The organism is Bacteroides fluxus YIT 12057 (assembly GCF_000195635.1).
GTDB lineage: Bacteria > Bacteroidota > Bacteroidia > Bacteroidales > Bacteroidaceae > Bacteroides > Bacteroides fluxus.
In genome coordinates this window covers 19,312-32,348 of the sequence record NZ_GL882692.1, presented here as the reverse complement: position 1 = coordinate 32,348, position 13,037 = coordinate 19,312, and the positions used below count along the sequence as shown (strand labels likewise).

The following is a 13,037-nucleotide window of genomic DNA, read 5'->3' as shown; positions in this document are numbered from 1 at the left end:
ATCAACGACCTATTTTCAAATTATCCGTATTTACCCCGCCTATGCCTCCTTTAGAAATGTCGGCATGACCGGCAGTTCCGCTCAAAGTGACATCACCCACACCGCTCATTTTGGCAGACAAATAATCACAGGCTACATGAATATCGGCGCTACCTACTCCGCGCAAAGCAACTTTCAACTCGTTACACGTCAAATCGGAAACATGCACTTCACCCACTCCTTTTACCTCAAATGACACTTCATCCAGTTTCAAAGGTTTCTCACATTTGAATTCCCCTACACCGGTAAACTCCACCTTCTTCAGATCGGGAGCCGAAATCCAAATGACCACGCCATCTTTCTGATTTCTCATACGCTTGTTTTTCTTATCCTTGAAGCCTATCAGCAAACGGCCGTCCTTGACGGTGGTTTCCGTATTCTTCACGTACTTTTCCTTACCTTCAATCTTGAAAGAATAAGTGTCGCTCTGTGTAAAATGAATGGTTCCCACAGAGGTTACCTCAATGGACGAAAAGGCATCCACTTTACGCACTTCACTCACTTTTACATCTTGTGCACAAACGTTCAGCATACCTACGAATGCCAATACCAATGCAATAATAACACCTACTATATTAGTTTTCATTTTTCTTCTCTTTTTATCGTTAATTCTTTATTATCTTTCATCCTACTCTTCATGCAACGCTTCTGCCGGCTCAATCTTCATAGCCTGCCATGCCGGAAACCATATTCCCACCACTACCATCAGCGCTATCAGCAGCCAAGCCCCCAGCGAGCCAGCCAGAAAGCGTACCATGCTCCACAACCATAATCATGGTGATGGCAAAGGCCGTACCCAATATGGAAATCGTACTTAGCAATGGATTCTGCTTCAAAATGGCAAAAGTCTGTCTTATGATTCGCATTTCATTCATTGATAGTTGATAATTAATAGTTGACAGCTACTAAGCAGTGATTATTCCACCTGACGTCCGTCGAAGAAGCGGATGGTACGTGAAGTCTGTTTGGCCTGCTCTTCATTGTGGGTTACCATCACGATGGTACGTCCGTCTTCCTTGTTCAGTTGGTGCAACAGTTCCATGACTTCGGCACCCATCTTGGAGTCCAGGTTACCGGTAGGCTCATCGGCGAGAATTATCTCAGGATTGCCGATGATGGCACGGGCAACAGCTACACGCTGACACTGACCGCCGGATAGCTGTGTAGGCATGTGGCGCATACGATGGCTCAGATCGACCTTCTTCAAAACCTCTTCCGCCAGATGACGGCGTTCCTTGGCAGACACCTTCCTATACAGTAAAGGCAGCTCCACATTATCCAGCACATTCAGAGAATTGATCAGATGGAAAGACTGGAACACAAAGCCCAGCTTCCGGTTACGGAAAGCAGCCAGCTCCTTGTCCTTCATGCCGTCCACTTTCGTACCGGCTATTTCGATGGTGCCGCTGGTAGGTGCATCCAGCAGACCCATAATGTTCAGCAACGTAGATTTCCCGCAACCGGAAGGTCCCATGATACTGAGGAATTCTCCCTTGTTCACTTCGAGGTTTACGTTTTCCAATGCCACGGTTTCAATCTCGTTTGTACGATAAATCTTGTTGATGCCAGTTAACTTAATCATAATGGTAAGTATTTAATTGTTATTATTCTGTTCTGTTTTACTTTTTGCACAAATACATATTTAGAAAAAACAAGTACCCTGCCAAAAGGCATTAGGCAGTACTTCCCCGCTATTCGTCTCGCAACGCCTCGGCGGGAAGCGTACGGGCGGCCCGGTAGGCGGGAATGTAGGTACCGATTAACGCCACTACGAGCAGCAACGAGTAACTCAGCACAGTCACCAACAAGAAGTGCATGCCGAAGCGGTTCTGCCAATAGTCGGGATTGGGTACAAAGTAATCTTTCATTTCCATGACATACACACCGTTCACCCAGGCATGATGCAGCAGCAGAGGAAGCATCACCGCAAATGCCACCGTGACCAGCATCCAGGCTTCCACCAGGAACTGGCGGCAGATAGTCTTCCGGCCCGCTCCCATGCTTGCCATCAGGCCTATCTCCTGGCGGCGGGCGTTGCAGCGAATCCAGAACGTGCCCACCATCCCCAAGAAGATGCAGAGGACAGCGAAACTCGCCAAGGCATATTGCAGGCGGAGTTTGTTGGTCATTCCGCTTTGGGCGGCATACGTGTCGCTCAGTTCACTGAAGGTCTGCAGTTTGTCGAAGTAGAAGTTGCCGATGGAGAGCATCGGTCCCACTTCCTTCTTGAACCGACGTTCAAAAGCATCGGCATCCACACCGTCCTTCAGACGGATGATGAGGCCATAATCCCAAGCCATGTATTTGCTGCCGTAAATATCCGTATCCATATAGACTATCAACGGATAAGGCTGCTCGTAATCGCGATGCTTGTAGTCACGGAACACACCCGCCACTTCCACATCCTCCTTATTGTACTGATACACCTTCCGTCCCACCACGTCAATGGTGCCAAACAGGCGGCGTGCCAGACGTTCGGAGATGAAAGCCCGGTGACGCACGTCCTCGGGCAGCTTCAGTTCCCCACCCGTGCGGACATCCGTCATGCCGTAAGCAGCGAAAAGGTTACTGCCTTCCACGGCAGCGAAATCATAACGCTGGGCATGTACATAGCCGTCTTCCCTACTGATGGATGCAGTGTCGGCATATATCTGCGTGCCGCTCCATGAACGGCTGTTGGGAAAGGCCCATGTGTAGGATATGGAATAGGACTTTACCTCGGGTTGCTGCCTCAAGAGGCGGACGATGCGCCAATAGGCTGCCTTGGACAGCGAATCATTGTCCTGTTCCTTATTATATAGGGCATTGCTCTCGTTGTAGGCCCCCATCTGCACCACGTAAAGCCCTTCGGGACGGTAACCGCTGTCTATATGGCGGTTGGCGGTCAGCACGTAGATAGGGTCGATGACCGTCCACAAGAAGAAACTGACGACCAAGAGTTCCATGAATATCCAGCCATTCTGCCGACGCTGGTTCCATAATTGATTAAATATCATTTTCAGCATATCTTTGTCCTCCTTCTTGTTTTATCGGTTGGTATTGAGCGAGCGGATAATCGTGTGGCGCAACGCCGAGGCGGCAGGCACTAACGCAGAAATCACATTGAGCACCACGCACAGTCCGAAGGCTATGCTGAAGACTATAGGGTTAAAAAGCATTTCTGTCGTCAAGGTCATATTCTTCGTCGGATCAGCGATGCGTTTATCAAACAATGTCAATATCCAGTCGCTTGCCGTCAGCACTATCAGATAAGAAATGAGCAAACCTACTATGCCTCCAATCACCGTGAGCAGCAGGTTCTCGCACAATACCTGGTTCATCAGCTGCATGCGGGTGGCACCATAGGCCTTGCGTACGCCCACTTCGCAGAGGCGCTGGTGCATGCGCGAAGAAATCATGCCGCTGAGGTTCAAGGCGGGGATGAATAGTAACGCCAGCAAGATATAGCAGAAGCTCTTGGCAATTTCCGTCATGTCCGGTACTTTCGACACATCCTGCCGGAAGGTGCTCGTTATGTAATTGTCGGGCTGCCCCATGATGTCGTGGTCGTACTCTTTGTCCTGCAGGTTGTACTTGCGTATCACGTCCTGCACTTCGCGGCGTACCGTTTCTTTGTTGGCGGCATCGTCCACCAAAATATAGGCGTAAGTATTGCCCAGCAGTCCCCTCTTCGATTCCACTGTCATCCACGGGGCATGTAAAATGGGTACCCAGAGGTCGCCTGCCGTTTCGGGGGTAGCGTTGGAAACGTCTTCCACCACGCCCGTCACGCGGAAGTCCTTGCCGTTGTACAGGAAATGCCTGCCCGTGGCATCAGCCGTGGCAAAGAGCCTCTTCGCCAGTCCCTCGGAAAGCACCGCCACCGGCATGGATGCCTCCACATCGGCCTTGGTGAAAGGTTTCCCGCCGAGGAAGCGGAAAGTGAACACCCGCCAGAATCCCGCATCAGCATAATAAGTACTGACGGGCAACAACTCCTTGTTGGGGAGCGTCACTTTGTTGTCACCCATAAAATCGGAGAGTCCTCCTCCCACCGCCTCCACATGGGGCAGTCCCGGCAGCATATCCTTCACCACCTGGTAGGCCACGCCGCCGTTACAATTCCAGTTGTCCGGCTTGCCCTTGGGGTAACGTTTCATATTCTTCATCACCAATGTCCGGTCCCGGTTATACTCCGGATAGATGGGTGCAAACTTCACATAAAAGATGATGAACATTGTCATCACCAAAGCTATGGAAAGCCCGGTGCCCACCACATAAATGCCGGTAAAAAGCTTGTTCTGCTTCATCAGCATCCATGCCTGCTTTAAATAGAGTTTTATCATATTACATTTCAGGTTTTACATATTCCAATTCACGGTATCAACTCATGTTTTGATTATCATTTCAGTTTCAGTTTATTCTTGTTCTTGTACTGGCTCATGTCATTCACCACTACTTCATCCCCCGGCTGCAAGCCACCAATCACCTCCACGAACTCAAAGTTACTGTCGCCCAACTGGACTTTACGCTTCACGATCTCCTTGTCCGAATTACGTACAAAGAGTTCATATTCCCCACGTCCCACGTAGTAAGAAGCATTGGCTATGCGCATCACGTCTTCCTTCACTGCATTCATCACATAGACGTCGGTTTTCAGACCGGAACGCAGTCGGCGGTTGTTGTCCTCATTCAACTGTACGGTGAAAGAAATCACCCCATTCTTTGACAACGGTGTCACACTGCTTACCGAACCTTCCAGCTTCTCGCTGCCTATCTTCACAATAGCCTTTCCGCCGGCAGCCACACGGTCACCGTAGGTATCGGCAATCTCACCTTCTACCTTGAAATGGCTCAAATCGGATATTACGGCAATCTGTGTGCCTTCAGGAACCTGTGCACCGATCTGATTGTTAATATAGGTAAGGATGGCCTTCCGGGGTGAACGTACCTGCGCATCATCCAAAGTACGCTTGGTTTCGGCCAGGCTCTTCTTGAAGATACTGAATTCCAGTTCCTGCACTTTATACTCGGCAGCCAGTACCTCTTTTTCATTGGCATACTGCTGTTTCAACTGTTCATACTCCAACTGGGCTACGTTATAGCTGAGTTCGGCCTGGCGCACCTTGTCTGTCGTTCCCGAACCGAGGCTGTCGAGGTACTGCTCATTACGGAGTTCCACCTTCATGCGGTTCAGTTTCATGGCGGAGACTTTGATTTGCATCTGCAGGTCATTCAGTTTGGTCTGGTTGTTCACCTGAAGCTGTTTAAGTTTATAACTTCGCATCTGTTCTTCATCCAGTTGCTTTTTATAGTCGGTTTCTGCACTCTGCAAGTCCAGCTTCAAGATAGGAGTACCGATATCCACACTGTCCCCCCCCTTTTTATACACTTCCAGGATACGGGTATTGATGGGCGAATTAATAATCTCCTCAAATGCGGGAACCACCTTCCCCGATGCGCTGACGCTGACCTCAATCGTACCGTTGTCCACTTTTGAAAAAACAAGGTCTTTTTCTTTCACGCCGGTACGCATCAACGAGATAAGCATACTGACAACTACGATACCTGCCGCACCCATGCCACCATAACGGATGATTTTCTTATTGCGTTCCTTATTACGGACTTCTTTGGGAATTTCTCTATCCATATCTTTATAGTTTAATTATTAACGAACATGATACAGTCTCTTATACGAAATCTGTGCCAAAATCATAATCCATTGAAAATTAACGGAAAGCGTAAAAGAAAGAGTGTCCGAAAACGAACACTCTGTACATTTTCGGATAACCGGAGCAATGCCTGAAGGCAGGGGCAATACGTGAAGTTACTCATGCAACCGTCCCATAATTCGTTCAAAGCCTGCGAACGCTTATTCGCACCGTGCGAATACATATTCAAGCACTGCGAATATGTATTCGCGCACTGCGAACAGAGATTTCATATAGCAAAGAACAAGTTTTCACCCAGTACCGCAGACTTTTTCTCCCTACATCAGACAACTTTTCCTTTAATATCCAATACTTATCCCCTGCATAGTACCACTTATACAAAGTATAGGCCACCTCAACAGGCACAGGACAAAAATTTAAGATCAACCTGTCCTGTATTCAAAATACATGTACTATCTTTGAAGTGAAAAATTAAAGATACACTGATAACCATGAACTTTAAAAAACTGATTTTCGTATCCGCCGTACTGATCGCCGCATGCAGCACCATACAGGCACAGGACACACAGGTTATTGCACACCGGGGGTTCTGGAAAACCAGCGGCTCTGCCCAGAATTCTCTTGCCGCATTAGCAAAAGCTGACTCCATCCACTGTTACGGATCCGAATTCGACGTATGGCTCACCGCCGACCATCAACTGGTGGTAAACCACGACGAGACTTTCAAAGGGGTAACCATGCAGAACGCCACAGAAAAAGTATGTACCGCCGTACAACTGGGTAATGGCGAACAGCTCCCCACCCTGCGGCAATATCTGGATGAAGCCCGAAAACTGAAGACCCGCCTCATCCTGGAATTGAAAGGGCATAAAACTCCCGAACAGGAAACGCGTGCCGTTGAAGGTATCGTGAGCATGATCAAGGAAATGGGATTGGAAGAACGTACCGAATATATCACTTTCTCCCGTCATGCCACCCAAGAATTTATCCGTCTGGCACCCAAAGGTACTCCCGTTTACTATCTGACGGGGGATGTTGCACCCAAAGAACTAAAAGAATGGGGCTGTGCGGGGCCTGACTACCACTTCAGCGTATTCAAGAAGAACCCCGGATGGATTAAAGAATGCCACGACCTTGGCATGAAAGTCAATGCCTGGACTGTCAACGAAACCCCGGATATGGAATGGCTCATCAGCCAAGGTGTAGATTTCATCACTACCAACGAACCGGTAGTATTGCAAGATATTTTAAAAAAGAGATGAAAACAAGAAGCATGAAATTGGGAGTAATAGCCTCAGCGTTATTATCAATGGCGATGCCTTTCACGGCAAAAGCCCAGGACAAAGTGGAAGCATCGGTAGGTGCCGACCTCGTAAGCGGCTACATTTGGCGCGGACAGGATTTGGGAGGCGTAAGCCTTCAGCCAAGCGCGTCCGTTGCCTACAAAGGCTTTTCATTGGAAGCATGGGGGTCGGTAGGATTTGAAAGTAAAGACGACAAGGAATTAGACCTCACTTTAGGATATTCGACCGGAGGTTTCAGCGTATCGGTAACCGATTACTGGTTCAATGGCGGTCCGGGATATTTCCATTATGGCGCCCGGAATACGGCCCATGTATTCGAGGGGCAAATAGGTTATGACTTCGGCCTTTTGGCTATCAATTGGTACACAAACTTCGCCGGAGCCGACGGGGTAAATAAAGAGGGCGACAGAGCGTACTCTTCCTATCTCTCGCTGGTCGCCCCTTTCAGCTTGGGAGGTCTGGACTGGACTGCCGAAATCGGCGCTACTCCATGGGCTACAGACTTCTACGGTTCAAACGGCTTTGCTGTATGTGACGTCAGCCTGGGAGCAAACAAAGAGATCAAGATTACCGACTCATTCTCCCTCCCATTGTTTGTCAAGGCAACCTGGAACCCAAGGACAGAAGGAGCCTACTTCGTAGCCGGACTGAGTTTTTAGAAAAGCCAGCCATCTTTTTTTGTCTTGGCAGAATAAAAAGAACATGTTCATTTTATTCTGCTCCCGGTTTGCATTATCTTTGTCCCCGGTATAAAACAACCGTAAAATTATGAAAAACTTACGCAGCTGCTATGCAGCATTTCTGCTGTTTGCCCTGTTGTCTGCTTCAGTCTCACTTTCTGCACAGACTGACCTGCAACAAAAGCTGGGCAAAATTTCCGCCATCACGGAAACCCAATCTTTGGAGTCTTCCCGATTCTCCGAAAAGTATGTAACCTACTTCACCCAACCGCTGGATCACCGCCATCCGGAAAAAGGAAGCTTCCGTCAACGTGTCATCATATCCCACGTCGGTTTTGACCGTCCCACGGTAATCGTGACCGAAGGCTATGGAGCTGCCTATGCCCTCCATCCGAAGTACCGCGAAGAGCTGTCCCGGCTACTGGACGCCAACATGATTTTTGTAGAACACCGCTACTTCCTCGAATCTACCCCTGAACCGAAGGACTGGCAATACCTGACTGCCGAAAATTCCGCTGACGACCTGCATGCCGTCCGCAACGCCTTCAAAAGCATCTACCCCGGAAAATGGATAGCCACAGGCATCAGCAAGGGCGGACAAACAGCCTTGCTATACCGCACTTTCTATCCGGATGATGTAGATATCTCCGTTCCATACGTAGCCCCGCTTTGCTATGCAGCCGAAGACGGACGTCACGAGCCTTTTCTGCAAAAGGTGTCAACAGCCGAGGCACGCAAGAAAATTGAAGATTTCCAACTGGAGGTACTGAAACGGAAAGGGACCCTACTCCCGCGTTTCGAAAAGTATTGCACTGAAAAAGGACTGAAGTTCCGTGCTCCCATAGAAGAAATCTATGATTATTCAGTGTTGGAATATTCCTTTGCCCTCTGGCAATGGGGTACCCCGACAAGCACGATTCCTGCCGTGACAGCCCCGGACGATGAACTCCTTGCCCACCTGCTCGACATCAGTAATCCCGACTACTTCATCGCCGACAGTCCGACCGCTTCATTCTTTGTACAGGCTGCCCGTGAACTGGGCTATTACGGTTACGACACAAAACCTTTCAAGAAGTACCTTTCCATCCGGTCAAGCAAAGGATATTTGCACCGGCTGATGCTGCCCGAAGAATTGAAAGACATGCCTTTTGACAAGACACTGAGCCGGAAGATTACAAAATTCCTGAAGGAGAATGACCCGAAAATGATATTTATCTATGGCGAAAACGATCCCTGGACAGCGGCCGGAGTCACCTGGCTGAAAGAAAAGAAAAACATTCATGTGTTTGTTGAACCCGGAGGAAGCCACAAGGCACGCATCAGTACATTGCCTGAAGCAGAAAAGAAAGAAGCCATCGAATTGCTTAACCAATGGTTGAAATAAGTATCAAGCGCCAATCAGCAAGGGAGGTGCGTCAAAACTGATAAAAGAACGCAAATTACACAAATTACGCAAAAAAAGCGAATCTGATAATCGCTGATTATCAGTAGTCATTAAAAAGCAGGGGTTGCGTAATTTGTGTAATTTGTGTTCCAAATCTTTATTTTGACACACCTCCTTCTTTATTCTTTTAGGAGGTTCTAATTTCAAATTAAAAGTCCATCTTCTCAAAAATAGAGTTCCGGCATCCCTCTTTGCTGATTCAAGACCGTCTCGTCACTGAATTATTTCCGCATCCTCAATATTGTCAACACCCTTCACCGGAGTATCCGGCGCCTTGGGACGCCTGCGCGTGAACTTGAACCAGTTCACCAATTCCGAAGCCGCATACACCAGACTGCTGACACCTATTATAATAAATGCCGTAGAGCGTACTCCCGTAGGATTGAACAAAGCTATCAAGCCGGCAATCAGAATCAATGCCGGAACCACATAAAAGCCTCCCGGAACCGGCATCCAGCGACGTGCCGCCGAAAGCGAGGCTATCTGCTGCACTCCTCCCATCACCAGGATAAATCCCAATACAAAAGTCAGCAGGTCGGCAAAAAAACCGGGCATGACAATCAGCCACAGACCAAACAGCAGGCTGCCTACCCCTTCAACAGGGAAGCGGCGGCGCATTTCGGCGTTCTGGGCAAAATAGCCGATGACACTGATCAATGAGGGCACCAGGAAAATGATACCTATCGTAATCACAAAATAATCACCGGCCCGGTCGGGAAACATGACCAGTACCAGACCGATTACAAGCGCGCATATCGCACGCAAAAATGAATAACTTATTCCTTTCATGAGTCTATGTTTTTTTGCGAAGATACAGATTTATCCGAACAACTCCGCAGGAAAGCCCCGAAAAATCAATTCACATTCAACCAGGCATTCATGTCTTCGGCTACCAAAAGCCAATATAATAACAGAAGAATTGCAATAGCCACTCCAATCGCGACCAAATGTTTTCGTTTCATTGTTTGTTCCTTTCTTTTTTTAGTGTAAATAATTGTCATATCATACGCTAATAGAACAACAATTCAATAAAAATGTTCTATTGAAGAAAAAAAGTAAGTTTTATTTTGATGTTTCAGACATAGTGCTTATATTTGTCCCCCGTCAAAAACAAAAAAAGACAATGAAAACAAGATTCGTAAATACATATTGGTGGTGGCACCCGTTACAACTCCGGCAGTCGTAAGGGAGCAGTGCTCGTATGTATATATGTAATATATTATAAGGAATAAGAAAGAGCCCTGTCGCACCAAGCGACGGGGCTTTTTTCGTTAAATCAACACCTTCAAATATCAGTTATGAGTTATTTAGTTGACAAAGATGGTTATTACGGAGAATTCGGCGGAGCATACATCCCCGAGATACTTCACAAATGTGTAGATGAATTGCAGGACACCTATCTCAAGGTATTGCAAAGTGAAGACTTCAAGCATGAATACGACCAGTTGCTTCGTGACTATGTAGGGCGTCCTTCCCCACTCTATCCGGCACACCGCCTGTCCGAAAAGTACGGCTGCAAAATCTATCTCAAGCGTGAAGACCTGAACCACACCGGTGCCCACAAAATCAATAACAGTATCGGACAGGTACTTCTGGCGCGCCGCATGGGCAAGCGCCGTATCATTGCCGAAACCGGTGCCGGACAGCACGGAGTTGCCACGGCCACCGTCTGTGCACTGATGAACATGGAATGCATTGTTTACATGGGCAAGACCGACGTGGAGCGCCAGCACGTCAATGTGGAGAAGATGAAGATGCTGGGAGCAACCGTAGTCCCGGTCACCAGCGGCAACATGACGCTGAAAGATGCCACCAATGAAGCCATCCGTGACTGGTGCTGCCATCCATCGGACACCTACTACGTCATAGGCTCTACCGTAGGGCCACACCCATACCCCGACATGGTGGCACGCCTCCAATCCGTCATCAGCGAAGAAATCAGGAAACAGCTCCTTGAACACGAAGGACGGGAATGCCCCGACTATCTCATTGCCTGCGTGGGCGGAGGAAGCAATGCGGCCGGCACAATCTATCATTACATAGATGACCCACGCGTGCAGATTGTACTTGCCGAGGCAGGCGGAAAAGGGATAGAAACGGGCATGACCGCCGCCACCATCGCTCTCGGCAAACTGGGCATCATCCACGGTGCACGCACATACGTTATCCAGAATGAGGACGGGCAGATTGAGGAACCTTATTCCATCTCTGCCGGACTGGACTATCCGGGCATAGGGCCCATGCACGCCAACCTTGCGGCACAGAAGCGTGCCCTTGTCCTCTCTGTCAATGACGACGAGGCCATCCGGGCTGCCTATGAACTGACAAAGTTGGAAGGCATCATCCCCGCACTCGAAAGTGCCCATGCACTCGGTGCACTGGAAAAGATGAAATTCAAACCGGAAGATGTGGTGGTCCTGACCGTTTCGGGAAGAGGGGACAAGGATGTAGAGACGTTTTTGAATTTTGAATTATAAATTATTTGAGAAGGCAATGAAACAATATCCATATGCCACAGTCAGCCGCACCGTACTTGGCGACCTGCATACTCCGGTGAGCACGTATCTGAAAGTACGTGATCTCTTTCCACAGAGCGCCCTGATGGAAAGTTCCGATTATCATAGCAGCGAAAACAACCGTTCTTTCATCGGTCTCTGTCCGGTGGCAAGCGTCAGCATTGACCACGGTATCGCCGTTTTCCGTCTGCCCGACGGTACCCGTGAGGAGCATCCCGTAACAGAAGGATACCGTGTGGAAAACGCCCTTAATGATTTTCTGGGCCGCTTCCGCGTGGAAGGCGAGTATAGCCGTTATTGCGGACTCTACGGATACACTTCCTTCAACGCAATACGCTATTTTGAGAATATCCCCGTCAAGGACAGTCGAGAGGCAACCAATGACGCACCGGACATGCTCTACATACTGTACAAATACCTTATCATCTTCAACGATTTCAAAAACGAGATGATGCTTCTTGAAATGCTTGCCCCCGGTGAAGCCAGCGAACTGGATACCGTGCAGAAAGCCATCCACAACCGCAACTACACCGTATACGATTTCCGTGCCGTCGGTGAAACCACCTCTCCGCTCACCGACGAAGAGCATAAAGCGAACATCCGCCAAGGCATAGCCCATTGTCTGCGAGGAGACGTTTTCCAGATGGTCCTGTCCCGCCGTTTTGAACAACGCTTTGTGGGCGATGACTTCAAACTTTACCGTGCCCTGCGCAGCATCAACCCCTCCCCCTACCTGTTCTATTTTGACTTTGGCGGTTTCCGCATCTTCGGTTCCTCACCCGAAACCCACTGCCGCATCGAAGGACGCCATGCCTATATCGACCCCATCGCCGGAACCACCAGACGCACCGGAGATGCCGTTCAGGACGCCATCAACGCCCGTTACCTGCACGATGACCCCAAAGAGAATGCCGAACACGTCATGCTGGTGGATCTTGCCCGCAACGACCTGTCCCGCAACTGCCGGGAAGTAAAGGTGGACTTCTACAAGGAGATGCAATATTACAGCCACGTCATTCACCTCGTCAGCCGTGTCAGCGGCACGCTGAATGAAGATGCCGACCCTATCAAGACTTTCATCGACACCTTTCCTGCCGGCACTCTGAGCGGTGCACCGAAAGTACGTGCCATGGAACTCATCAGCGAACTGGAACCGCACAACCGCGGCGCTTACGGCGGTTGCATCGGGTTCATCGGCCTGAACGGCTCACTGAACCAAGCCATCACCATCCGCACCTTCGTCAGCCGCAATGGCGTACTTTGGTTCCAGGCCGGAGGCGGTATTGTAGCCAAAAGCAATGATGAATATGAACTGCAAGAGGTCAACAACAAGCTCGGTGCACTGAAAAAGGCGATTGAGATGGCAGAAAGTGACAACCTGTAACGAACCCCCAATAATAATC

The 13,037-nt window shown here is 49.0% G+C and carries 12 protein-coding genes; 5 read left to right on the top strand and 7 right to left on the bottom strand.

Translation table 11 applies throughout. The features are described 5' to 3' along the window. Window position 1: 1 nt before the first annotated feature. The 6 genes from HMPREF9446_RS16210 to HMPREF9446_RS16185 form a co-directional block, all read right to left on the bottom strand. Window positions 2–625 (bottom strand): GIN domain-containing protein, encoded by a 624-nt coding sequence (locus HMPREF9446_RS16210; protein WP_009126834.1) that lies wholly within the window; start codon window positions 623–625, stop codon window positions 2–4. Window positions 626–695: 70 nt separating this feature from the next. Continuing rightward, a complete protein-coding gene (locus HMPREF9446_RS18825; RefSeq protein WP_039969860.1) occupies window positions 696–905 on the bottom strand; it encodes a hypothetical protein in 210 nt (69 codons plus the stop codon). A gap of 50 nt (window positions 906–955) precedes the next feature. Next, complete coding sequence (locus HMPREF9446_RS16200; RefSeq protein ID WP_009126832.1) at window positions 956–1,621, bottom strand: ABC transporter ATP-binding protein; 666 nt, start codon at window positions 1,619–1,621, stop codon at window positions 956–958. A gap of 109 nt (window positions 1,622–1,730) precedes the next feature. After that, entirely contained in the window at window positions 1,731–3,035 is a 1,305-nt protein-coding gene (locus HMPREF9446_RS16195) for an ABC transporter permease (protein WP_245532300.1), read from the bottom strand. Window positions 3,036–3,065: 30 nt separating this feature from the next. Continuing rightward, window positions 3,066–4,364, bottom strand: coding sequence for an ABC transporter permease (locus tag HMPREF9446_RS16190; RefSeq protein ID WP_009126830.1), 1,299 nt, complete (start codon window positions 4,362–4,364; stop codon window positions 3,066–3,068). A 56-nt stretch (window positions 4,365–4,420) separates the two neighbouring features. After that, window positions 4,421–5,668 carry an efflux RND transporter periplasmic adaptor subunit gene (locus HMPREF9446_RS16185; protein ID WP_009126829.1) on the bottom strand — a complete coding sequence of 416 codons (1,248 nt, stop codon included), beginning with the start codon at window positions 5,666–5,668 and terminating at the stop codon, window positions 4,421–4,423. A gap of 513 nt (window positions 5,669–6,181) precedes the next feature. Here HMPREF9446_RS16185 and HMPREF9446_RS16180 point away from each other — a divergent pair. The 3 genes from HMPREF9446_RS16180 to HMPREF9446_RS16170 all read left to right on the top strand — a co-directional run bounded on the left by HMPREF9446_RS16180 (window position 6,182) and on the right by HMPREF9446_RS16170 (window position 9,058). After that, on the top strand, window positions 6,182–6,952 hold the full coding sequence (locus HMPREF9446_RS16180; protein WP_009126826.1) for a glycerophosphodiester phosphodiesterase family protein: 771 nt from the start codon (window positions 6,182–6,184) through the stop codon (window positions 6,950–6,952). Beyond that, complete coding sequence (locus tag HMPREF9446_RS16175) at window positions 6,949–7,653, top strand: hypothetical protein (RefSeq protein ID WP_009126825.1); 705 nt, start codon at window positions 6,949–6,951, stop codon at window positions 7,651–7,653. Before HMPREF9446_RS16180 ends, HMPREF9446_RS16175 begins: the two co-directional genes overlap by 4 nt. A gap of 109 nt (window positions 7,654–7,762) precedes the next feature. Beyond that, complete coding sequence (locus HMPREF9446_RS16170) at window positions 7,763–9,058, top strand: S28 family serine protease (RefSeq protein WP_009126824.1); 1,296 nt, start codon at window positions 7,763–7,765, stop codon at window positions 9,056–9,058. 273 nt (window positions 9,059–9,331) lie between these two features. Here HMPREF9446_RS16170 and HMPREF9446_RS16165 read toward each other — a convergent pair whose 3' ends face one another. Then, window positions 9,332–9,907 (bottom strand): HdeD family acid-resistance protein, encoded by a 576-nt coding sequence (locus HMPREF9446_RS16165; protein WP_009126822.1) that lies wholly within the window; start codon window positions 9,905–9,907, stop codon window positions 9,332–9,334. Window positions 9,908–10,416: 509 nt separating this feature from the next. Here HMPREF9446_RS16165 and trpB point away from each other — a divergent pair. Together trpB and HMPREF9446_RS16155 are read left to right on the top strand one after the other, a co-directional pair. After that, window positions 10,417–11,595, top strand: a complete 1,179-nt coding sequence (gene trpB, locus HMPREF9446_RS16160; protein WP_009126819.1) for a tryptophan synthase subunit beta — start codon at window positions 10,417–10,419, stop codon at window positions 11,593–11,595. Between the two features lie 16 nt (window positions 11,596–11,611). Next, complete coding sequence (locus tag HMPREF9446_RS16155) at window positions 11,612–13,018, top strand: anthranilate synthase component I family protein (RefSeq protein WP_039969864.1); 1,407 nt, start codon at window positions 11,612–11,614, stop codon at window positions 13,016–13,018. The last annotated feature ends 19 nt before the right edge of the window (window positions 13,019–13,037 follow it).